22 protein-coding genes and 1 pseudogene are annotated in these 22,718 nt (G+C 58.8%); 10 read left to right on the top strand and 13 right to left on the bottom strand.

From position 1 onward, the window contains the following. Together AC1DRN_RS21335 and AC1DRN_RS21340 are read left to right on the top strand one after the other, a co-directional pair. On the top strand, positions 1-608 hold a 608-nt coding region (locus tag AC1DRN_RS21335), incomplete at its 5' end, for a threonine aldolase family protein (RefSeq protein WP_477786793.1). A 192-nt stretch (positions 609-800) separates the two neighbouring features. Further along, positions 801-1,625 carry an SDR family oxidoreductase gene (locus AC1DRN_RS21340; RefSeq protein ID WP_223456819.1) on the top strand — a complete coding sequence of 275 codons (825 nt, stop codon included), beginning with the start codon at positions 801-803 and terminating at the stop codon, positions 1,623-1,625. Between the two features lie 121 nt (positions 1,626-1,746). Here the strand turns inward: AC1DRN_RS21340 and gbcB are convergent, their stop codons facing one another. After that, on the bottom strand, positions 1,747-2,847 hold the full coding sequence (gbcB, locus tag AC1DRN_RS21345; protein WP_223456817.1) for a glycine-betaine demethylase subunit GbcB: 1,101 nt from the start codon (positions 2,845-2,847) through the stop codon (positions 1,747-1,749). A gap of 282 nt (positions 2,848-3,129) precedes the next feature. Here gbcB and gbcA point away from each other — a divergent pair, with 282 nt between their 5' ends. Next, the gene (gbcA, locus tag AC1DRN_RS21350; RefSeq protein ID WP_223456815.1) at positions 3,130-4,425 is read left to right on the top strand and encodes a glycine-betaine demethylase subunit GbcA; all 1,296 of its coding nucleotides are present in this window, start codon (positions 3,130-3,132) and stop codon (positions 4,423-4,425) included. 70 nt (positions 4,426-4,495) lie between these two features. Here the strand turns inward: gbcA and AC1DRN_RS21355 are convergent, their stop codons facing one another. The 3 genes from AC1DRN_RS21355 to AC1DRN_RS21365 all read right to left on the bottom strand — a co-directional run bounded on the left by AC1DRN_RS21355 (position 4,496) and on the right by AC1DRN_RS21365 (position 7,805). Beyond that, positions 4,496-4,774, bottom strand: a complete 279-nt coding sequence (locus tag AC1DRN_RS21355) for a hypothetical protein (protein ID WP_223456813.1) — start codon at positions 4,772-4,774, stop codon at positions 4,496-4,498. A 28-nt stretch (positions 4,775-4,802) separates the two neighbouring features. Next, a complete protein-coding gene (locus AC1DRN_RS21360) occupies positions 4,803-5,429 on the bottom strand; it encodes a hypothetical protein (protein ID WP_223456811.1) in 627 nt (208 codons plus the stop codon). 1,140 nt (positions 5,430-6,569) lie between these two features. Then, entirely contained in the window at positions 6,570-7,805 is a 1,236-nt protein-coding gene (locus tag AC1DRN_RS21365; protein ID WP_223456809.1) for a retropepsin-like aspartic protease, read from the bottom strand. 391 nt (positions 7,806-8,196) lie between these two features. Between AC1DRN_RS21365 and AC1DRN_RS21370 the strand changes: the two genes are divergently transcribed. Then, on the top strand, positions 8,197-8,526 hold the full coding sequence (locus tag AC1DRN_RS21370; protein ID WP_223457008.1) for a hypothetical protein: 330 nt from the start codon (positions 8,197-8,199) through the stop codon (positions 8,524-8,526). Between the two features lie 17 nt (positions 8,527-8,543). Here AC1DRN_RS21370 and AC1DRN_RS21375 read toward each other — a convergent pair. The 8 genes and pseudogenes from AC1DRN_RS21375 to AC1DRN_RS21410 all read right to left on the bottom strand — a co-directional run. Beyond that, positions 8,544-8,903: pseudogene (locus AC1DRN_RS21375) on the bottom strand (RHS repeat-associated core domain-containing protein); the annotation flags it as partial. Positions 8,904-9,036: 133 nt separating this feature from the next. Next, positions 9,037-9,603, bottom strand: a complete 567-nt coding sequence (locus AC1DRN_RS21380; RefSeq protein ID WP_223456807.1) for a GNAT family N-acetyltransferase — start codon at positions 9,601-9,603, stop codon at positions 9,037-9,039. A gap of 111 nt (positions 9,604-9,714) precedes the next feature. Beyond that, the gene (etfB, locus tag AC1DRN_RS21385) at positions 9,715-10,485 is read right to left on the bottom strand and encodes an electron transfer flavoprotein subunit beta (protein WP_108216968.1); all 771 of its coding nucleotides are present in this window, start codon (positions 10,483-10,485) and stop codon (positions 9,715-9,717) included. Between the two features lie 15 nt (positions 10,486-10,500). Continuing rightward, the gene (etfA, locus tag AC1DRN_RS21390) at positions 10,501-11,721 is read right to left on the bottom strand and encodes an electron transfer flavoprotein subunit alpha (protein ID WP_477786794.1); all 1,221 of its coding nucleotides are present in this window, start codon (positions 11,719-11,721) and stop codon (positions 10,501-10,503) included. Further along, positions 11,721-13,667, bottom strand: coding sequence for a dimethylglycine demethylation protein DgcB (dgcB, locus tag AC1DRN_RS21395; protein WP_223456805.1), 1,947 nt, complete (start codon positions 13,665-13,667; stop codon positions 11,721-11,723). The genes etfA and dgcB overlap by 1 nt, the downstream gene beginning before the upstream one ends. Before the next feature lie 184 nt (positions 13,668-13,851). After that, positions 13,852-15,912, bottom strand: coding sequence for a dimethylglycine demethylation protein DgcA (gene dgcA, locus AC1DRN_RS21400; RefSeq protein ID WP_056726570.1), 2,061 nt, complete (start codon positions 15,910-15,912; stop codon positions 13,852-13,854). Positions 15,913-15,927: 15 nt separating this feature from the next. Continuing rightward, on the bottom strand, positions 15,928-16,458 hold the full coding sequence (locus AC1DRN_RS21405; RefSeq protein ID WP_008048169.1) for a DUF5943 domain-containing protein: 531 nt from the start codon (positions 16,456-16,458) through the stop codon (positions 15,928-15,930). A gap of 78 nt (positions 16,459-16,536) precedes the next feature. Then, positions 16,537-17,514: a dipeptidase gene (locus AC1DRN_RS21410; protein ID WP_108216971.1), complete on the bottom strand. Its 978-nt coding sequence runs from the start codon at positions 17,512-17,514 to the stop codon at positions 16,537-16,539. A 223-nt stretch (positions 17,515-17,737) separates the two neighbouring features. On the opposite strand from AC1DRN_RS21410, the gene AC1DRN_RS21415 reads away from it, so the two are divergent. From AC1DRN_RS21415 to AC1DRN_RS21430, 4 genes are all read left to right on the top strand, one after another. Then, positions 17,738-18,139: a lysozyme inhibitor LprI family protein gene (locus AC1DRN_RS21415; RefSeq protein WP_223456803.1), complete on the top strand. Its 402-nt coding sequence runs from the start codon at positions 17,738-17,740 to the stop codon at positions 18,137-18,139. A gap of 213 nt (positions 18,140-18,352) precedes the next feature. Continuing rightward, a complete protein-coding gene (locus tag AC1DRN_RS21420) occupies positions 18,353-18,607 on the top strand; it encodes a type II toxin-antitoxin system RelE family toxin (RefSeq protein ID WP_056726567.1) in 255 nt (84 codons plus the stop codon). Then, positions 18,591-18,914, top strand: a complete 324-nt coding sequence (locus AC1DRN_RS21425) for a helix-turn-helix domain-containing protein (RefSeq protein ID WP_056726566.1) — start codon at positions 18,591-18,593, stop codon at positions 18,912-18,914. Before AC1DRN_RS21420 ends, AC1DRN_RS21425 begins: the two co-directional genes overlap by 17 nt. Positions 18,915-18,947: 33 nt before the next feature. After that, positions 18,948-19,364, top strand: a complete 417-nt coding sequence (locus AC1DRN_RS21430) for a DUF3010 family protein (RefSeq protein ID WP_108216975.1) — start codon at positions 18,948-18,950, stop codon at positions 19,362-19,364. A 139-nt stretch (positions 19,365-19,503) separates the two neighbouring features. On the opposite strand, the gene AC1DRN_RS21435 is transcribed toward AC1DRN_RS21430, so the two are convergent. Next, on the bottom strand, positions 19,504-20,448 hold the full coding sequence (locus AC1DRN_RS21435) for a GlxA family transcriptional regulator (RefSeq protein WP_223456801.1): 945 nt from the start codon (positions 20,446-20,448) through the stop codon (positions 19,504-19,506). A 210-nt stretch (positions 20,449-20,658) separates the two neighbouring features. Here AC1DRN_RS21435 and choX point away from each other — a divergent pair, with 210 nt between their 5' ends. After that, positions 20,659-21,603, top strand: a complete 945-nt coding sequence (gene choX, locus AC1DRN_RS21440) for a choline ABC transporter substrate-binding protein (protein ID WP_223456799.1) — start codon at positions 20,659-20,661, stop codon at positions 21,601-21,603. A gap of 95 nt (positions 21,604-21,698) precedes the next feature. Continuing rightward, complete coding sequence (cdhC, locus tag AC1DRN_RS21445) at positions 21,699-22,586, top strand: 3-dehydrocarnitine:acetyl-CoA trimethylamine transferase CdhC (protein WP_008048151.1); 888 nt, start codon at positions 21,699-21,701, stop codon at positions 22,584-22,586. The last annotated feature ends 132 nt before the right edge of the window (positions 22,587-22,718 follow it).

A 22,718-nucleotide genomic window follows, 5' to 3' on the forward strand; every position in this document is an offset into this window, starting at 1 on the left:
CCACCGAAGTCGGTAGCGTCTACACCCCGGACGAAATCCGCGCCATCAGCGCCACCTGCAAGGAACTGGGCCTGAACCTGCACATGGACGGCGCGCGCTTCTCCAACGCCTGCGCATTCCTCGGCTGCACCCCGGCCGACCTGACCTGGAAGGCCGGTGTCGACGTGCTGTGCTTCGGCGGCACGAAAAACGGCATGGCGGTGGGCGAGGCGATTCTGTTCTTCAACCACAAACTCGCCGAAGACTTCGATTACCGCTGCAAACAGGCCGGGCAACTGGCGTCGAAAATGCGCTTCCTCTCGGCACCATGGGTCGGAATCCTGGAAAACGACGCCTGGCTCAAATACGCCAACCACGCCAACCACTGCGCGCAATTGCTGGCCGAACTGGTCAGCGACATTCCGGGCGTGGAGCTGATGTTCCCGGTACAGGCCAACGGCGTATTCCTGCAACTGTCGGAGCCGGCCATCGCCGCGCTGACCGCCAAGGGCTGGCGCTTCTACACCTTCATCGGCAACGGCGGCGCACGCTTCATGTGCTCGTGGGACACCGAGCAAGAGCGCGTGCGGGAACTGGCGCGGGATATCCGTGAAGTGATGTCTCACTAACGCCACAATCCCTGTGGGAGCGAGCTTGCTCGCGATAAGGCCGGCACCTCCAACATTGATGTCGACTGACCGTCCGCTATCGCGAGCAAGCTCGYTCCCACAAAAGCCAACACCATCTCCCCCTGTTGCTTGCTCCTCGTCTACATTGTTTGTCGAGCCGCTGCTCACATAACAACAATCAGGAGCGTCAGCATGTCATTGCAAGGCAAAACTCTGTTCATCACCGGCGCCAGCCGTGGCATCGGTCGCGAGATTGCGCTGCGGGCCGCACGCGATGGGGCCAACATTGTGATCGCCGCCAAAAGTGCCGAACCCCACCCCAAGCTGCCGGGCACGATTTTCAGTGTGGCCCGGGAAGTGGAAGCCGCAGGCGGCAAGGCGCTGGCCTTGCAGGTAGATGTACGTGAAGAGGATGCCGTACGCGAAGCACTGGCCCAGGCCAACGAACATTTCGGCAGCATCGATGCGCTGATCAATAACGCCGGGGCGATCAAATTGACCGGGGTCCAGCACCTCGAACTCAAGCGCTTTGACTTGATGCACCAGATCAACACCCGTGCCGTGCTGCTGTGCAGCCAGGCCGCCCTGCCCTATTTGAAGAAGTCCGGTGGCCACATCCTCAACCTGTCCCCGCCACTGAACCTGGCCACCAAGTGGTTTGCCCAGTACAGCCCGTACACCGTGACCAAATACGGCATGAGCATGCTGACCTTGGGCATGAGTGAGGAATTCAGGAATTACGGCATCAGCGTCAACTCGCTGTGGCCGCAGACCATGATTGCCACCGCTGCCATCGAGTTTCAGTTGGGGTCGAGGGAGTCATTCAAGCATGCGCGCGTGCCTGCGATCATGGCCGATGCGGCACATGTGATTCTGAGCAGCGCAAACCGCAGCTTGACCGGGCGCTTGTTGATTGATGAGGAAATACTGCGGGAAAGCGGTGTAACGGAGTTCGAGCACTATCGGTTCGCACCGGATAGCAGCGAAAAACTCATGACTGACCTATTCGTTGACTGAAAAAACACCGTACCTGTGGGAGCGAGCTTGCTCGCGATAGCGGTGGATCAGTCAACATCAATTTTGAATGTTCCGGCCTCATCGCGAGCAAGCTCGCTCCCACAGGTTTTTATGGCGTTTATCAATACTCGATCCGCACGTCACCCTTCGGCACACTGCAGCACGACAGGATGTACCCTTCGGCTTCGTCTTCCTCGGTGATCCCGCCGTTGTGTTCCATTTCCACTTCGCCGCCCAGCTTCAGCACCTTGCAGGTGCCGCAGATGCCCATGCCGCAGGCTTTCGGGATCATCAGGCCGACCTTGGCCGCCGCCGCATGCACGGTCTCGCCAGGGGCCACGCGAATGCTCTTGCCGGATGCGATGAATTCCACCTGATGCAGATCCGCCGCATCGATTTCCGGGGCATCAGCCGCTTGTTCAGCGTGTTCCACGGCGTCGGCGCGGGCTTCTGGCGGAGTCGCGCCGAAGGACTCTTCGTGGTAGCGCGACATGTCGAAGCCAGCGCCTTCCAGCAAGCGCTTGACCGCGTTCATATACGGTGTCGGGCCGCAGCAGAACACTTCGCGCTCAAGGAAATCCGGTGCCATCAATTCAAGCATTCTGTGGTTCAGGTAACCGCGATAACCGGCCCAGGGCTCACCCATGCCATGTTTCTCGCAGATCAGGTGCAGGCTGAAGTTCTCGATCCGCGACGCCATGTGTTCCAGCTCGCGGTGATAAATGATGTCTTTGGGCGAGCGGGCACTGTGGATAAACGTCATGTCGACGTTGCCGTTGGTGTCGTAGAACCAGCGCGCCATGGACATGCACGGCGTGATGCCGACGCCGCCGCTGAGGTAGAGTACTTTCGGCGCAGGGAAGTCCATGGCATTGAACAGTCCGACCGGCCCGTGCACCGCCAGCTCCTGGCCTTCATGTAGAGTGTCGTGCAGCCAGTTGGACACCTTGCCCCCCGGCACGCGCTTGATGGTTACCGAAAAGCTGTACGGCACCGACGGCGAACTGGAAATGGTGTAGGAGCGCATGATCGGCACGCCGTCGATTTCCAGCTCCAGGGTGACGAATTGCCCGGGTTTGAAAAAGAACAGGATTGGCTGGTCGGCCATGAAACAGAAGGTGCGCACATCCCAGGTTTCCTGGATGACTTTGACGCAACGGACGATGTGCCGACCATTGGCCCAGGTCTGGGTGGTTACCGGGTTCAGGAAGCTGTTGGACATGCTGATCTCCACGGCCGACTGTCGGCCTTCATGTTTGCGATTCTGCGTATAGCGCGAACCTCCCATTTACCTATCTGCGACATTCACATACTTATCGCGACCAGCCCCCAATTACCGGGGGTTGCGCGTCGGGATCAGATTGGGCCATGTCGCCCATGGATAAGGTTCCGGGCAGCGCCGGCCCCACACTCGCCTCAACAGATAACTGCTGTTTTTTGTCTTGCGTCGCACAACCGTAGCCACTATTCGCCGGCCACACAGAATGGCCTTGAGGATTAAATGATGGACGTCACTACTACCCTGAGCCTGGGCGATCCGCTGGAACCCGCACGCAAGGCCACTGCACAGATGCTGCAAGAGCGCGAGCGCACCTTCTCGCTGCCGCAGCCGTTTTACTCCGACGAGCGCCTGTTTGATATCGACATGCAGGAAATCTTCCAGAAAGAGTGGTTGATCGCCGGCATGACCTGCGAGATCCCGACCAAGGGCAACTACCTGACCCTGCAGATCGGCAAAAACCCGATCATCGTGATTCGTGGCGCCGAAGGTGTGGTGCACGCGTTCCATAACGTCTGCCGCCACCGTGGTTCGCGCCTGTGCACCAGCGAGAAAGGCAAGGTCGCCAAACTGGTCTGCCACTACCACCAGTGGACCTACGAACTCGACGGCCGCCTGCTGTTCGCCGGCACCGAAATGGGTGCCGACTTCGACATGAACCAGTACGGCCTCAAACCGGTAAATGTGAAGACCGCCGGCGGCTACATCTTCATCAGCCTGGCGGAGAACCCACCGGCCATCGATGACTTCCTGTCGACACTGAACCATTACATGGAACCGTACGACATGGAGAACACCAAGGTGGCAATTACCACCACCTTGATGGAAAAGGCCAACTGGAAACTGGTACTGGAAAACAACCGCGAGTGCTACCACTGCAACGCGTCGCACCCGGAACTGCTGAAAACCCTGCTGGAATGGGACGACGTCACCGACCCACGCGCCGACCAGGCGTTCAAGGATCACGTCGCCGCCTCTGCCGCAGCCTGGGAAGCCGAGAAGATTCCTTACGCCCACGCCAGCTTCGGCCTGCGTAACCGCATCGTGCGCATGCCGCTGCTCAAGGGCACCGTGTCGATGACCCTGGACGGCAAGCAGGGCTGCAAAAAACTCATGGGCCGGATCCAGAACCCGGACCTGGGCTCGATGCGTATCCTGCACCTGCCGCACTCCTGGAACCACTGCATGGGTGACCACATCATCGTCTTCACGGTGTGGCCGATCAGCGCTCAGGAAACCATGGTCACCACCAAGTGGATCGTGCACAAGGACGCGGTCGAAGGCGTGGACTACGACGTGGAGCGCATGCGCCAGGTCTGGGATGCCACCAACGACCAGGACCGTCGCCTGGCCGAAGAGAACCAGCGCGGCATCAACTCCACCGCGTACCAGCCTGGCCCGTACTCCAAGACCTATGAGTTCGGCGTGGTGAACTTCGTGGACTGGTACAGCGAACGTCTGCTGAGCAATCTTGGGGCCGAGCCAGCGCCGTACCTCAAAGGGGTTCCGGTACAAGGCTGAGTATCGTCACCTCGGCCCTGAACAAAAAACCGCGAGCATGCTCGCGGTTTTTTATGCCGTTACGGAACATCTACCAGTTCCAGGATTTGATAATGCTCTGCGCCACCGAAAAAATATTGCCTATGTCGGAGGCACTGGGCGGTCTTTTATAGTCGGGATTGATTTTTCGCTGGAGTTCGTCATATAAGCCATCTATTTTTTCTTCAGTCCTCTTTTTATCGCGTTGACGAAGAATTTCAAGCCTGGCCTTATTATCCTCAAGCGCTTTGTTTTCTTCGAGATTAAACGCAAAACACCACTCACGTTCAAGTGGATCGATAAAAGGCGGAGGCCCAATTGGCTTAATCATTCACCACCTCACCATTCGGTTGATACGTTCAGGAAAACCAACCTGTGATCCAACTAACAACCGAATTGAACGTGCTGGTAATTTTCTCCCAGACATTCTTCAGCCAATTCAGAATATTTTTACCAACCTCAACGAAGAAGTTGGCTATTTTATCCAGCACTGCATTGAACAGACCACCAAAGGTATCCATAAAGCCGACAACGGCATCGCCACTTTGCGGAAATTTCTCAACTTGAGCAATGGCTTCGTCATACATCTTGTCGATGCGTTTATCCGCAGCCGCCTTGTCTCGGTTGCGCAGCTCATCGAGTTTATTCTTATAAGGCGTGGTATCAGTCGAACCGGAATTCTGGAACGCTTCCGTTGCCTTGGTCAACTCTGATTCAGACTGGTCGGACTGCCCCTCACCCGCCTCCCGGGCCTTGGGTTCAAGGTACCTCACCGCCGGATCATTGGAGCTGCTACTGACATAGAGGCTGCGCAGATGAATCTGCTGCAGGTGCGGCGAGGCCATCAGAACGCCTCTGGCACTGCCCTCCGAACGCTTTTTATCGTGAACTCGCATTTCGTTCAGAAGTTCGACATACGCCTCTTTGGATGGCGCAACAGCGGCGGCGGCGACCGACTTGACTTTTGATTTGGCTGCTTCTGACATTTTATAACTCCTTGTAAGTTGGTGTTAAACGCACGGTAGTGCCCATATAGACAAGCGCCGATATAAGCCACCGGCATCGCTCATCATTATTCTACAATTCGCTCACTAAATGACCTGCCCTGCCAGGCCTGCTAAAACATCTGGGATTAATAGTGCCCACGCACGCATTGTTTAGTACTGACGAATACGTCGCGCAAGGCTATTAGACTAGTCACTAAGGAGAAGAGAGATTTTTATGGGAAATATCATCAATTCTTGAGCGCAAAAACAATCCATTGCACCACTCCTACGGAGAGACCCGGAGAGAAATTTTTTTGAACAACCCTGTTCATTTCATCGCGTGAGGAAGATTAAAGTCCGGGAGATAAATCCTGTCAAATAGTCTGATATACCTATAGGAATCTAAACTTATTTAAATTGGATATATATCGGGACGATCAACTGGTCATATCGCTAACGAGCAGAAACGCCGCTTTCACGTCAGTCGATCGAGCCCGCGACCTGTACAAAAGACAACCACCCCTCTGTAGCCCAGGCCGATCATGGCTTGCAGCATTCCGCGAACAAGTTATCCACACCTCGACTCACAGCAAATGTGGGTAACTGTGAGTTCTCAGGGATTTTTTCCACACAACGCCAATAAAATCCGTGACTTATTCAATTAACGGTTTTTCAGGTGCCGTTGGATGTTTTTTAATCAGAAGCCTGCAAGGCACGTTCTGTATGCCTTACAGAAGATCGCGAACACCTTATCCACAGAAGCGCCAACAGACTTTGGGGTTAACTTCGAAGGCTCTGTGGAAAACCTCTGAAACCCACAAAAACCCGACGTTTGCGCGGTAGCTAACGACGCAAAACCGTCTTTTGATCATTTTACGATCAAAGCCCTGCACGCCTCTGTCTATAAGGCCTACAGCCGATAGCAAACATCTTATCCACAGAAGCGCCAACAGAGATTGGGGGCAAGTCTGCATCCAAAACAGCACTTATCCCCTTGAAAAAGCTTGGAAAAAACACGAACCAGGTTGGTTGTTTTTTGAGCGACGGCTTGCAGGGCTTGATCTATATGGGGTATAGCGAGGGGCGAACATGTTATCCACAGAACCGCCAACAGGGATTGTGGGTAAACACCGAAGTTGTTCAAACTTTATTTAGACATGAGCGACCTGAATCCAGGTCCAGATTCAATTCAAAGTCTTTGAAGGCGCGCCATCCGAGCAATATCGACGGGACATATTGCCCGCCTATCAGCGACGGCGGGATGGTAAAGCCCGGGTAGTATTTGTAGGTGACTGCCATGGTGATGCCTTGCAGGGCCAATACGCCGTCGAAGCGTTGGAAGCGCTTGTTGTCGTTGGCGGTAACGCTCGAGCGTCCCGGTGTCAGCGCTTGCGCAACACTGAGCTGCCTGCCGGGCGACGAGGCCGTCAGGTAGTCGACATTTCCGGTATCGATGATGGCATGCGTTGCCCGGCGATCCAGCTGTGCGGCCACCACCAGCCGTTGATTGAGATCCAGGCGGCTGACGACAATCGACACATCACAGCGTTTGGCCGGCGGTGGATTCAGCTCCAGTGTTCTGCTGGTGATCTTCAAGCGCCCCAGCTTGCCGATCAGATCCAGCCCCAACAGATTATCCCGGTCGCTGACAAAGACCAGGACGTTTCTGAACTCGCGGGTGCCGACTTTCAGCGACCTGAGAATTCCCAGCCTCGCGGCCAAGCCCTTTTCGCCATAAAACGTGCTGTAGCGATAAAAAGCATCGGGCAACAACTTGATGCCCATCTGTTTCGCCGTGTCGATGTTGACCCGGGTTTGCGGTGCGCCCGTGTCCAGTACAAAACGCGCCGAGACACCATTGGCCGCGCCGACCTCGATAAATGGCAACACTTGTTCAGCGATGTAAAAATCATTGGCATACGGATGGAGCGGCAGCACCTCATGCCGCGTCGAACCCTTGAGCGTGAAATCGCCGGTCGCCGCCAGGACAGCCAGTGATTTGCTGCCAAACGTGGAGAATAGAGGCTTCAGATCGGAGCTGGCGGCAATCGCCCGGGCATGCTTGCCCTTGATCGCCAAGTAGTATTCGGGAAGTTGGTTGGTGGCTTTGGCTTCAAGCATTCTGGCGAAGACCGTCACCGAGCAACTGAGGTGCTTATCGGCATCCAGTACCCTGTCGCAACGCTCACGCATTTGCGCCAGCGAGGCTTTCTGGCCCTGGTCGGAATCCAGCCACTGAAAAAAATCCCGCTCGACTTCAGGGGGCGTTCCGGGTGCTGGTGTCTGGGGGGCAGGCATCGATCCCGAAGACACACACAGGGTCCCTGCAAAAAGCATCAGGTATCGGTTGAAAGCCTTCATATTCAACCCGTTCATAAAACAAGCTCTATGAGTTGGCGCTGAACGTCTGAATATTCCCGAAACTGTGCTGCACTCCTTGCCAGCGCAAGTAAAACTCTAGCTCATCAAGCAGTACGGCGTGCGCGGTGCGTCCCCCCGGGAACGCGAACAGAGACTTTGGGTAATTCCATTTCTGGAAATACCGACGGCGTAAAAATGCTAAGTGCCCCTTACATTTGTTGCGTTTTCCACAATGACCTCTTCCAGAGGAATGTCAGGAGACCTGCCCGGAACCTGGCGGGGCGCTTGCCCTCGCAACAAGTACCATCCACTGGCCTCTTTGGCTGCCTCCCACAAAACTTGCGGCCTCGACTGCCCATTCTTCGCAGCCGCCGCCCACCATGTCCCGGCAATAACGGAGTTCTGCATGACCGCACCTGAACCCGTAAAACTCTGGCCGGCCATGACACCCGAGCTTGTTACTATCGACGCGACTTCGGGTATCCGGGCGGTCATCGCCGCAGGAATTGTTGCCCCACGGAATGGCAGACTCCCTGCACCACCCCAGAAACTCAGCGTGTTCCCAATTCGCATACGCAACGTTTGCGTTGCTCCTGACACAATTGCGCTGGCAGCCCTGTTAATCGCTGCACCGGCAAAAATCAGATTCAAACCTGCACCTACGGCTTGCCCAAGCAATGAGAACCACGACTCACCGGTTGGATCAACTCTGTTCATTGGCGAGCCTGAACAATAGGCGTACGCATTGATTCCCCCCTTCCCGAACGGACTCAACCGATCCGGGCTGTGGAACCGCATCAGCACCGGGTTATAGACCCGATGTCCATTGCCCAGGTGATAGCAACCGGTAGGACGCTCTCTGAGTTGCCCATTGAAGCCCAATGGGGTCGAAGCCTGATGCAGGCTGCTTTGCAAGCCATAGGGGGAATACGCAAAGTGGTTCGGACCATTGCGGTCCAACTCAGCGAGTATGCTTTGTTGCAGGTCCGTAGCCAGCAACAGGGTCCGGGGGTACGGCGGAGCCGCTGCAGGAGAGACTACTTCACGCTGGGTTTGGGCGGATGTGCGCATCAGCAGGATCCTTGATGAGGTCTGATCAACCCGCTGCGCCATGCATGATTCGGCATCCGAAGCTCTGACAAGCCCTGCTGGCGAAAGCGGGTATTAACTGCTCAGTACCCTAACAAGTCATCAGTAATGCGAACACTATCAGTTCTGCTAGGGTCACCCCTGCGCAGGAAACCCGCTAAGGCCATTGCATCAAAAAGGCTTCGCCCGTGACCCGAATCATCGGATGCGGCGTAACCTGGCAGCTATCAACGATGCGGAAGCCATGGCGCTCATAGAAACGCCGGGCACCGGTATTGGCGGCATAGTCGATGAGGCTCAAGCCATTGAGCCCGAGCTGGTTGGCGCGCGCCCTGGCATGGGCCAGGAATTGCACGCCAAGACCCCGGTTGCGCCAACCCTCATGCAGCGCCAGGCTCGAAATGTAGAGCGTGTCCGGGATTTCCATGTCGGCGTACGGCGCCAACACCGGGTCTGTTGTCGGTTCCGCCTGCAGATCGTGGCGCATCACGTAGCTGTGCATCATGCCGATGACTTCTCCACCGGCTTCGGCGATGAGGCAATTCTGGTAGGAGAAGTCCACATCGTCGCGGGCATAACGAATGGCGCCGACGTCCAGCAGATCCTGCCCGGGTTTCGCAAGTTGGCTCCAGATGTAATCCGAAGCGCCCTCCGACGAGATTTGAAACAAACGGGCAATCTCTCGCGCATCGGCGCGCACGGCCGAACGAAACACAACAGTCATTTACCTGAACTCCACAGGACAAGGAGCACCCGTTTTACCCGGGCGCTTACGGCGCGACAACTCGCCGGAGGGGCGGTTTTATATCCGGTTGTTGCAGCTTGAGGCGCCGCCTTAGCGGACCACGCCTTCTTCAATCAACAACTTGAGTATCGCCTCAGCCCCAGCTTGCGCCGTCACGCCTTTGAGCACCTGCCCGCCTCCACCACTGGCCTTGGCTGTCGCGGCTTTCATACGATCGGCGCCGCTCTTGGCCTTGATCACCTTCAGGCGCTTGGGCCGTGGCTTGGCCGGTTGCAGGCTGGCGACCGCAAGCAATTGATCATCGATGACTTCAACTTCCTGCGCTTGCAGCACGCCGCGTCGGGCCGGGCCGTAAGCGCTCTGGCGAGGCTTGGGCGCGGCGTTATCCACCGTTGCCAGAAACGGCAGGCGTACCTTCAGCCGCCGGCGTTGACCGCGCGGCAAGGCCTGCAGCACCAGCGCCGAACCGCCGTCAATGGACTCGACCTGCGCCAGCCCCACCACCAGCGGCCAGCCCAGGCTTTCGGCGAGCAGGAACGGCAACATGCCCGAGCCTTCGCCGGTTTCCGCCTGACTGCCGGTCAACACCACCTGAGCACCTGCATCGCGCAGATACTCGGTCAGCGCCGGTAGCGCATCGGCGCCTTGCGGTTGCTCCAACACATGCAGTTGCTCCAGCCCCATGCCCAGGTAAGCACGCAATGCAGGCTCGGCGATGTCGCCGGCATGCAGCACTTGCAGGTTATCCCCAGCCAGTTGCAGACCCAGTTCTACCGCCCGCGCATCCTGCTCCGCGCGACGTGGCCGACCGGACGTCGGGTGGGCGCCGATGGACACCAGGCTGATGATTTTCGTGCTCATAAACCTTTCCTTCCCTTAAGCCGCATCGCGCTTGGCGTCGTTGCGGTAAGCCTCTACCGCCKCGATCAAGGCTTKRAGAATCTCCGCGCTSTCRCCGATCACCGAGAGGTCGGCACGCTTGATCATGTCGCAGCCAGGGTCAAGGTTGATCGCCACCACCTTGTCGCAGGCACCGATGCCTTGCAGGTGCTGGATCGCCCCGGAAATCCCCACCGCCACATAGACCCGTGCAGTAACCCAGGTACCGGACGCGCCGACCTGACGATCGCGGGCCATGAAACCGTCGTCCACCGCCACCCGCGAGGCGCCTTCGGTCGCGCCGAGGGCTTCGGCGGTCCTGTGGAAAAGTCCCCAGTCCTTGACCCCGTTGCCACCGGAGAAAATGAACTCGGCTTCGGCCATGGGGATTGCCGCCGGATCGACTGCCACCGCGCCCAGATCTTCGATCCGTGACAGGCTGCGTGCCACGGTTGTGGATAACTCTACGGGCAAGGCTTCGTGACGGGTTTCGCTGACCGGTTCGGCGCACTCGGCAGCCGCCAGAATCAAGCGCGCCAGCGGACGGGCAAGGTCTTGCAGGCCTGCGCCGGCGCGGCCGATGCACTCCTGATCCTTGACTTGCCAGACCCGCGTGGCCGGGCGTTCGCCCAGTGCCGCGGCGAAACGTCGGCCGAGCTCGCCACCACCGCTGCGACTGTCCGGCAGCAACCAGTGACGCGGGCTGAACTGGTTATCCACAGCCCGCAGGCCCTGGACCCGTTGTTCCGGTGCATAACCGTTGAATTCTTCGCCTTCCAGCACCAACAGGCGGTCGACGCCCGCCGTGGCGAAAGCGTTTTCCTTGTGCTCGCCGAACACCACGGCCAGCACTGCGCCGTCCTTGCCGGCCAACTGATGGGCCAGGCCCAGCAAGTCGCGGTCGTGGCTGCTCAAGCGACCACCGACCATGTCCGGCACCACGCTGATGTAAAACGCCGGCGCGGCCACCTGATGCAATGGCAACTGCACTTCAACAGCGGCTGAACGTTTAGTCGCCCCACCCTGCTGGGCGCCGCTACGGTCGATACGCTTGATGCCGTTGGGGCCGATAAAACCAATGCCGTGGGGATTCTTGCGGATGACGCCATTCGGCCCCATCCAGCTGTGTTGCGCCGGTTGCATGGCCGCGTGTAGCGGGTGCAGCCGGTTGCGGGCGATCCATTCGGCCCGCGGGTCGCGGCGGATAATGTCGCTCATCAGTGCACCTCCGCAGGTTCACGTTTGGCCGGCGCCGCCGGCTTTGCCGCGTCGTCTTCCAGCAGCGCGTCGGCCACCAGTTCGGCAATGTCCTTGATCAGCGGACGGGGTTCGACTACGCCTTCGAGCATCGCCGTGCATTGTGGGCAACCCACGGCCACCAGTTCGGCGCCGGTTTCGCGAATGTCTTCCATGCGCATGTCGGGAATACGTTGCTTGCCGGGAATGTCGGTGATCGGCGCACCGCCACCACCGCCGCAGCAGCGCGAACGGAAGCCGGAACGTTGCATCTCTTTCACTTCGATCCCGAGGGCGCGCAACACCTGACGCGGCGCCTCGTACTCGCCGTTGTAGCGTCCGAGGTAGCACGGGTCGTGGTAGGTCACGCTGTCGCCTTTGTGCTGACCGAGATTGAGCGCGCCAGCATCGATGATTTCCGCCATGTAGGTGCTGTGGTGCTGCACCAGGTAGTTGCCATCGAAAGCGCCGTACTCGTTTTTCAGCACGTGGAAGCTGTGCGGATCGCAGGTGACGATGCGGTTGAAACTGTATTTGGCCAGGGTCTGAATGTTGCGCTTGGCCAACAGCTGGAAGGTCGCTTCGTCGCCCAGGCGCCGGGCCACGTCGCCGCTGTCGCGCTCTTCGAGGCCGAGCACGGCGAAGTCGATTTTCGCCGCTTTCAGCACTTTCACGAAGGCGCGCAGGGTGCGCTGGTTGCGCATGTCGAAGGCGCCGTCGCCGACCCAGAACAGCACGTCGGTGGATTTCTTTTCGCTGAGCAGATTGAGGTTCAAATCTGCCGCCCAGTTCATCCGCCCGCCCGGCGCGAAACCGCCCGGGTTGTCGGTGGCGATCAGGTTTTCCAGGACTTCCGCGCCCTTGTTCGGGGTCGCGCCTTTTTCCAGGGTCAGATGGCGACGCATGTCGACGATGGCATCGACGTGCTCGATCATCATCGGGCATTCCTCGACACAGGCACGGCAGGTGGTGCATGACCACAGGGTTTCGGCATCCACCAGACCGTTGACGATCGGTTGATGCGGATTGCCTGCGTGCTCACCGATGGCCTTGCCTGGATACGGACTGCCGGCGAACTTGGCATCGGTGCCACCAGCCAGGCCGACGACCATGTCCTGAATCAGTTTTTTCGGGTTCAGTGGCTGGCCGGCAGCAAACGCCGGGCACGCTGCTTCACATTTACCGCACTGCACGCAGGCGTCGAAGCCGAGCAACTGGTTCCAGGTGAAATCCTTGGGTTTTTCCACGCCCAGTGGCGCGGTCGGGTCGTTCAAGTCCAGAGGCTTGAGGCCCGTGGAACGACCGCCACCGAAGCGCTCGGCGCGACGGTGCCAGGCCAGATGCAAGGCACCGGCGAAGGCGTGTTTCATCGGCCCGCCCCAGGTCATGCCGAAGAACAGTTCCGACACGCCCCACAGCACGCCAACGCCGAGAATCGCCGCCAACAGCCAGCCACCGAAGTTTTCCGGGAGGATGCCCGCCACCGGCAGGGTCAACAGGAAGAACGAGGCCGAGAACGCCAGCAGGCTTTTCGGCAGGCGCATCCAAGGGCCTTTCGACAGACGCGACGGCGGGTTGCGCCGGCGCAGGTAAACAAAGATCGCACCGACGAACATCACAGCCGTCATCAGCAGCAACGCATAGCCGAGGAAGCGGTTATGCAGGCCGAAACCGTGCACCAGAATCGCCAGCACGATGGACGCCACCGCACCGCCGGCCGTGGCGACGTGGGTGTTGGCAATGTATTTGTCCCGCGCTACCACATGGTGCAAGTCGACCATGTAGCGCTTGGGCATGGCGAACAGGCCGCCGATCAGGTCGACTTTCGAAGCCCGGCCCCGGCGCCACATATTCACCCGCCGCAAAGCACCGAGGACGCCAAGGCCCAGGGCAGCGAACAGCAGGATTGGAAGAAGGGTGTTCAACATAGGTGAAGCTCCCAAAGACCGCAGGGTCTTGCAGGCCAAACTACCTGGATGCCTTGCCCGATTCCTTGTAGGAGCGAGCTTGCTCGCGAAAAACCTGAGAACGTCGCGTTAAATCAGACTCCCCGCGTCATCGTTCACGTCCATCGCGAGCAAGCTCGCTCCTACAAGGGTTATCCACAAGCTCTTAGAAATCCTTGCACAACCGCAGCGCGTCGTAGATCGCGGCATGCACGTTGCGCTGTGCCACGCAATCACCGATGCGGAACAGCAGGTAGCCGTCGCCGCTCTGCTCCAGGCAAGGTTGCGGCTTGATCGCGAACAAGGCTTCAACGTCGATCTGGCCTTTGTTGCGGGAGCCTTCCTTCAAGGCGTAGTAGATTTCCTCGTCCGGGCGCACACCGTTTTCGATGACCACCTGGTCCACCACCCGCTCCTCTTTGGCACCGGTGTATTCGTTTTCCAGCACTGCCACCAGCTTGTCGCCTTCGCGGTAGACCTTCTCCAGCATCATGTCGCCGGTCATGATCACTTCTTTCGGGTACATGCTGCGGTAGTACGTCGGGAACGACGTGCCGCCAATCGCCACGCCCGGCTTGATGTCGTCGGTGACGATTTCGACCTGGCTGCCCTTGTCCGCAATGAAGTCGGCGGTAGACATACCGGTGAACTCGCAAATGGTGTCGTAAACCAGCACGTTCTTGCCAGGCAGAACCTTGCCGTCGAGCACATCCCAGCTGCTGACCACCAGGCCTTCAGCCGCACCCCAGTGTTCGTTCTGCTCGATGAACGGATGTCCACCGACAGCCAGCACCACCACGTCTGGACGCAGGTCCATGATGGTCGGCGCATCCGCCGCAGTGCCCAGGCGCAGATCGACTTTCAACCGAGCCAGTTCCAGCTGGTACCAGCGGGTGATACCGGCGATCTGGTCCCGTTGCGGTGCTTTCGAAGCGGTGGTGATTTGGCCGCCGATGAATTCTTTCTTCTCGAACAGGGTCACGTTGTGGCCACGCTCGGCGGCAACGCGAGCGGCTTCCATCCCCGCAGGGCCGGCGCCAACTACCACCACTTTGCGTTTCACGCCGGTGGTTTTTTCGATGATGTGTGGCAGGCCCATGTATTCACGGGAAGTTGCGGCGTTCTGGATGCACAACACATCCAGGCCTTGGTATTGACGGTCGATGCAGTAGTTGGCGCCGACGCACTGCTTGATCTGGTCGATCTGGCCCATCTTGATCTTGGCGATCAGGTGCGGGTCGGCGATGTGGGCGCGGGTCATGCCGACCATGTCGACGTAGCCGCCCTCCAGAATGCGCGTGGCCTGGTTCGGGTCCTTGATGTTCTGCGCGTGCAGCACCGGAACCTTGACCACCTCCTTGATCCCGGCCGCCAGGTGCAGGAACGGCTCGGGCGGGTAACTCATGTTCGGAATCACGTTGGCCAGGGTGTTGTGAGTGTCGCAACCCGAGCCGACGACGCCGATGAAATCGAGCATGCCGGTGTCGTCGTAATACTTGGCGATCTGCTTCATGTCTTCGTGGGACAGGCCGTCCGGGTGGAACTCATCACCGCAGATGCGCATGCCCACGCAGAAGTCGTCACCGACCTCGGCGCGCACGGCTTTCAAGACTTCCAGGCCGAACTTCATGCGGCCTTCGAAGGTACCGCCCCATTCGTCGGTACGCTTGTTGACGCGCGGGCTCCAGAACTGGTCGATCATGTGCTGGTGCACGGCCGACAATTCCACGCCGTCCAGGCCACCGGCCTTGGCACGACGCGCAGCCTGCGCATAGTTGCCGATCACCCGCCAGATTTCTTCCGGCTCGATGGTCTTGCAAGTGGCACGGTGCACCGGCTCACGCACGCCCGACGGCGACATCAACGTTGGCCAGTTAAAGCCGTCCCAACGCGAGCGACGACCCATATGGGTAATCTGGATCATGATCTTGGCGCCGTGCTTGTGCATAGCATCGGCCAGATTCTGGAAGTGCGGAATGATGCGGTCGGTGGACAGGTTCACCGAGCTCCACCACTCCTGCGGGCTGTCGATCGCCACGACGGACGAGCCACCACAAATCGCCAGGCCGATCCCGCCCTTGGCTTTCTCTTCGTAATACTTGACGTACCGGTCGGTGGTCATGCCGCCGTCGGTGGCATAAACCTCGGCGTGCGCGGTGCTGAGCACGCGGTTGCGGATGGTCAGTTTACCGATCTGGATCGGTTGGAACATTGCTTCGAAAGCCATGGCGGGTTCCTCGACTTACAACGGCTTGACGGTGAACAAACCGTCTTCGTGGCCCTCTTCGGAGCCACCGTAGACTTGCTCGGCCACGGTGCGGATCTTGCTGCCGCGAGCGGCCAGGATCTGGTCCATGGCCCCTGCAAACCAGCCAGTGAACATGTAGTCGACCTTACGTCCGACCTTGCCGTACACATAGACGAATGCCGAGTGTTCGAGCTTGACGCTGGCGGTGCCTTTGTCGAGATCGATGTCCTGAATCTTGAACAGGCCCCAGCCGCGCTGCGACAGGCGCTTCATGTAGTGCTCGAACACCGCGACGCCTTCCAGGCCGTGGCATTCGGCTTCTTTTTCACACCAGTGCCAGGCGGACTTGTAGCCGGCCTTATAGAGGATTTCGGCATAGGCTTCAGCGCCCAGCACTTCCTCGATGCCCATGTGGTTGTTGACGAAGAAATGGCGCGGCACATACAGCATCGGCAGGGCGTCGGAGGTCCAGACACCGGTTTCGCTGTCGACTTCGATTGGCAATTGCGGGGCGATTTTGGCCATGGAAACTTGACTCCAGAAAATTCGTTGCGTTGCCCGCTGCACGGACGGCAGCGGGAAAGGATTCAGAGATGCGGCGGCTTATTCGCCCCAAACGTCCTTGAGGACATTCACCCAGTTCTCACCCATGATCTTGCGCACCACGCGCTCGGAGTGGCCGCGCTTGAGCAGGGTCTCGGTCAGGTTCGGGAACTCGCCCACGGTGCGGATGCCCAGCGGGTTGATGATCTTGCCGAAGCTGGTCAAGCGGCGGGCGTAGCCCTTGTCGTGGGTCAGGTATTCGAAGAAGTCCTGGCCATGGCCCTGGGTGAAGTCGGTGCCGATGCCGATCGCGTCTTCGCCAACCAGGTTCATGGTGTATTCGATCGCTTCGGCGTAGTCGTCGATGGTCGAATCGATACCCTTGGCCAGGAACGGCGCGAACATGGTCACCCCGACGAAACCGCCGTGGTCGGCAATGAACTTCAGTTCTTCATCGGACTTGTTGCGCGGGTGCTCCTTGAGCCCCGACGGCAGGCAGTGGGAGTAGCAGACCGGCTTCTTGGATTCGAGGATGACTTCTTCGGACGTTTTCGAGCCGACGTGGGACAGGTCGCACATTACGCCGACCCGGTTCATCTCGGCGACGATTTCACGACCGAAACCCGACAGGCCGCCGTCACGCTCGTAGCAACCGGTACCGACCAGGTTTTGGGTGTTGTAGCACATCTGCACAATACCGACGCCGAGCTGCTTGAACACCTCGACGTAGCCGATCTGGTCTTCAAATGCGTGAGCATTCTGGAAGCCAAAGAGAATGCCGGTCTTGCCCTGTTCCTTGGCCTTGCGGATATCGGCGGTGGTGCGCACCGGAATCACCAGGTCGCTATTCTCGCGGATCAGCTTCTGGCTGGCGGCAATGTTGTTGACGGTGGCCTGGAAGCCCTCCCACACCGACACGGTGCAGTTGGCCGCGGTCAGACCGCCTTTGCGCATGTCTTCAAACAGCTCGCGGTTCCACTTGGCAATAATCAGCCCGTCGATAACGATGCTGTCGGCGTGCAATTCGGCTGGGCTCATCAGGCTGTCCCCTTATTAGCGATTCATGCGCCGAATCGTCTGCCGGCGCTTTGGGCCAGCATATGCCTCGGTGCCCAAGCAGCCGGGTGCAAAAACGACAGGGGAATTGCCGAAAGCGTCAATCCGCGACAAAGGGTCGTCGCCAGGCACTATCACCGACCTGTTCAAGGCCCTCGGCTTGGGCCAGAATTCGCCGCATCACTGGAATAGAGCGGCGACCTGAATGAAATCCATCCTTCTGGCTTTGGCACTGATTGCGACCGGCGTACACGCAGCCGAGGTGTCCGACGACAACCCGTGCGACAAAGTCGAAAACGACGTCCAGACCCTCGAGTGCTCGGCCTTCAGCAAAACCACCGCCGAAGACTTGCTCAAGGAAAACCTCCAGGGCCTGAACGACCGCATGCAGTCGCAGTACGGCAAAAACCCGTCGCAACTGGCCGACATCACCGCCAAGATCAAAGCCGCCCAACAGCAATGGCTGAAGACCCGCGACGCCGACTGCGCCGTCGAAGCCTTCCCGGCCACCAGTGGCAGCAAGGCGTTCACCATTGCCCAGAACGATTGCATTGCGCGGATGAGCGACGAGCGGTCGGAGTTTTTGGAGTCGATTGGGCAGGAATAGTCCTGAATGTCCCGCTGAAAGCTGGCACTACCACCAGCTTTCAATCGCCAAAAAAACCTTTTCCCGCAAAGCACTCTGATCTGACCTACAGCTTCTGTCCAAAGCCGCTGCTCTGCGGACTTTTCACGCAACATGCCGACAAATGTTGTTGATGGCCAACCATAAAAATATAAGTAAAGATTCGCAAATCTTATAAAAGACTTATATTCTTCCATGAACAGCATTCACTGGACTCGAAAGGCCGTTAAGCAACTCTTGAGATTGCATTCCGTTCACCAGATTCAGGTTCGTGATGCCATCACGGCGCTCGCTGGCATGCCTGAGGCAGGCAATGTCAAAGCACTGGTCGGTCATGACTATGCTTATCGACTGCGTGTCGGTAACTATCGGGTCATGTTTGATTGGGATGGCGCGATCAAAGTGGTCAGTATTCAAGAGGTCAAAAAACGCGATGAACGCACCTACTGACATTCAAATCATCAACGACGCCGAAGGCAATCCAGCCTTCGTGGTCATTCCCTATGCACAATACGTGGCGCAGAAAATCGAGCCCGACTTGATCCCTCATGAGGTGGTGAGCCGCATCGTCGATGGCGCTACCCCTATCCGCGCCTGGCGCGAACACTTGAACCTTACCCAGGATGAAGTGGCCAAACGCATGGGCATAACCCAGCCTGCCTTTGCCCAACAGGAAACCGTCGCCAAGCCCCGTAAAGCCACTCGCGAAAAAATCGCTTTGGCATTTGGCATCACTGCCAGCCAGCTTGAACTGTAAGCTGCACACCCTCTGTCACTAATGGGATTGAACATGAAAGTCTGCGGCATCGAAATCAAAGGCAGCGAAGCAATCATCGCCGTGGCCACCCTGGACGGTCAGGCACTGGGCCATGTCGCGCTCGCCACCAAGAAAATTGCCCTGGACGATGATGACGAAGCCGCCAACGTCAAAGTGTTTGCCGCTCAGGTCGCTTCGTTTGTCCGTGAGAATTCCATCGACCGCATCGCGATCAAGAAGCGCAGCAAGAAAGGCGAATTCGCTGGTGGGCCGACCACGTTCAAGATCGAAGGGGTTTTCCAGTTGCTGGAGAGTTGCGAGGTAGCCCTACTGTCGCCGCAGACCATCAATGCCCAGGCCAAGAAGCACAATTTTGAGCTGCCGGGGACGCTGAACAAATATCAGCATGAGGCCTATAAGGCAGCGTGTTCGGCATTGGTGAAGAAGTAACCTGATCCTCCAGGCACCAAAGAACTAATGTGGGAGCGAGCTTGCTCGCGATRGCGGTGTATCAGTCAACATCAATGTGTCTGACAGACCGCYATCGCGAGCAAGCTCGCTCCCACAGGTTTCTCCAGTGTTTTCAGAATCACGCCTTGGCGGTACGCCGATCTTCCCTCGGGCACCGCTCATACTTCGCCCGATAACTGCGGGTGAAATACGACGGCGATTCAAACCCGCAGGCAATGCTCACTTCAAGCACGCTCATGTCCGTCTGTCGCAGCAGCTGCCGGGCTTTCTCCAGCCTTAACCGCAGGTAGAAATTGCTCGGCGTGTCGTTCAGATGCAGGCGAAACAGGCGCTCCAACTGTCGCCGCGTCACCTTGATCGATTCCGCCAGTTCCAGCGTGCTCAGCGGCGGTTCGCTGTGCTGCTCCATCTCGCCAATCACATGCACCAGCTTCTTGTTGCTGATGCCGTAGCGCGTGGCGACTTCCATGCGCTGGTGGTCTTTGCGCGGGCGGATACGGCCGAGTACGAATTGTTCGCTGACCTGGATCGCCAACTCCGGGCCGTGGGCCTGGGCGATCAGATCCAGCATCAGATCAATGGAGGCGGTGCCGCCGGCGGAAGTAATGCGCCGACGGTCGATCTCGAACAGCTCCTGGGTGACGCTGAGCTGTGGATAAGACTCCTTGAAGGCGTCGATGGCTTCCCAGTGCAGGGTCAGGCGATGGCCGTCGAGCAAACCCGCCTCGGCGAGGATGAAGCTGCCGGTGTCGATGGCGCCAAGGGTCACGCCTTCGTTGTCCAGCCGGCGCAGCCAGTGTTCCAGCGCCGGGGTGGCGAATTTGAGCGGTTCGAAGCCGGCGACCACCAACAGCGTCGCGCCTTTCTTCAGCGGCTCCAGCGCCGCATCGGCGTTGACCGACATGCCGTTGCTGGCCAGCACCGCCCCGCCGTCCGCGCTTAACACATGCCAGCGGTACAACTCGCCGCGAAAGCGATTGGCGACCCGCAGCGGCTCGATGGCCGAGATAAATCCAATGGCCGARAAACCCGGCATCAACAAGAGGTAGAAATCCTGGGACATGGAGCGCACTCGCTGAGCAGGTAACAAGAGGGCGGGCAGCGTAGGGATGTTGATACGCCAGTTGCACGCGGCATTCAAGAGCACAGGTCGCTGCAGTGCAAGAGCTGGTCGCCGCAGTGCGCTTTCACGGCCGCTTAGCTGCGTAACTTGGCATCACCGGCGCACAAAGACGACCGGACCCACAATAACGAAACTGCCGAGGAACCTGAGATGAAACGACTGATCAGCAGCTGTGTTCTTGCACTCAGTGGTACCGCTTTGCTGAGCGCCAGTGTCATGGCCGCCGAACCCGCCGCGTGCCAGAACGTGCGCATGGGTGTAGTGAACTGGACCGACGTGATCGCGACCAGTGCCATGACCCAGGTATTGCTCGATGGCCTCGGCTACAGCACCAAACAAACCAGCGCCTCCCAGCAAATCATCTTCGCCGGGATCCGCGACCAGCGTCTGGACCTGTTCCTCGGCTACTGGAACCCGCTGATGACCCAGACCATCACCCCGTTCGTCGACGCCAAACAAGTCAAGGTGCTTGAAGCACCAAGCCTGCAAGACGCCCGCGCGACCCTCGCCGTGCCGACCTACCTCGCGGACAAGGGCCTGAAAACCTTCGCTGACATCGCCAAATTCGAAAAAGAACTGGGCGGCAAGATCTACGGCATCGAGCCTGGCTCGGGCGCCAACACCCAGATCAAGGCGATGATCTCCAAAAACCAGTTCGGCCTCGGCAAGTTCCAGCTGGTCGAATCCAGCGAAGCCGGCATGCTCGCCGCCGTGGATCGCGCCGTACGTCGCAACGAAGCCGTGGTGTTCTTCGGCTGGGCGCCGCACCCGATGAACGTCAACGTGAAAATGACCTACCTCACCGGCAGTGAGAACGCCCTTGGGCCGGACGAAGGCAAGGCCACGGTATGGACCGTCACCGCGCCGACATACGCCGAGCAATGCCCGAACATCAGCCGTTTGCTGACCAACCTGACCTTCACCGCCGAAGACGAGAGCCGGATGATGCAGCCGCTGCTGGATCACAAGGACGCTTTCGAGTCGGCCAAACAATGGCTGAATGATCACCCGCAGGACAAAAAACGCTGGCTTGAAGGCGTCACCACCTTCGATGGCAAACCGGCCTCTGCAAACCTGAAACTGACCAGTAAATAAACCCGATTGAACCACCGACTCGCAGCCCTGATGGGCTGCGAACGGGATCACTACGCCTGGCCAAAACCAAAAACTCGCCTGTAAGGAACCGCCTCATGAACCACGACGTCATCATCACCTGCGCACTCACCGGTGCTGGCGACACGACCGCCAAGAGCCCACACGTGCCGGTCACCCCGAAACAAATCGCCGCTGCCGCCGTGGAAGCCGCCAAGGCCGGCGCCACCGTGGTTCACTGCCATGTACGCGACCCGCAAACCGGCAAGTTCAGCCGTGACGTGGCGCTGTACCGCGAAGTGATGGAGCGCATCCGCGAGGCGGACGTGGACATCATTGTCAACCTCACCGCCGGCATGGGCGGCGACCTGGAAATCGGTGCCGGCGAGAATCCGATGGAATTCGGCCCGAACACCGATCTGGTCGGCCCGCTGACCCGTCTGGCCCACGTCGAAGAACTGCTGCCGGAAATCTGTACCCTCGATTGCGGCACCCTGAACTTCGGCGACGGCGACACCATTTACGTGTCCACCCCGGCGCAACTGCGCGCTGGTGCCAAACGCATCCAGGAGCTGGGCGTTAAAGCCGAGCTGGAAATCTTCGACACCGGTCATCTGTGGTTCGCCAAGCAAATGATCAAGGAAGGCCTGCTCGACAACCCGTTGTTCCAGCTGTGCCTGGGTATCCCTTGGGGCGCGCCGGCGGACACCACCACCATGAAAGCCATGGTCGACAACCTGCCGGCCGATGCGGTCTGGGCCGGCTTCGGTATCGGTCGCATGCAGATGCCGATGGCAGCGCAAGCGGTGTTGCTCGGCGGCAACGTCCGAGTCGGACTGGAAGACAACCTGTGGCTGGACAAGGGCGTGCTGGCGACCAACGGCCAACTGGTCGAGCGCGCCGGCGAAATCCTCAGCCGCCTCGGCGCCCGCGTCCTGACCCCGGCTGAAGGCCGGGCAAAAATGGGCCTGACCAAGCGCGGTTAATTCAAAACAACTTTCCCCCTGTGGGAGCGAGCCTGCTCGCGATAGCGGTTTACCTGCCTCAATTGATGCATCGGATGTACCGACGCCATCGCGAGAAAGTTCGCTCCCACAGTTTTTTTTCCGAGCCAGATT

The sequence above is a fragment of the Pseudomonas sp. P5_B3 genome (assembly GCF_056400405.1).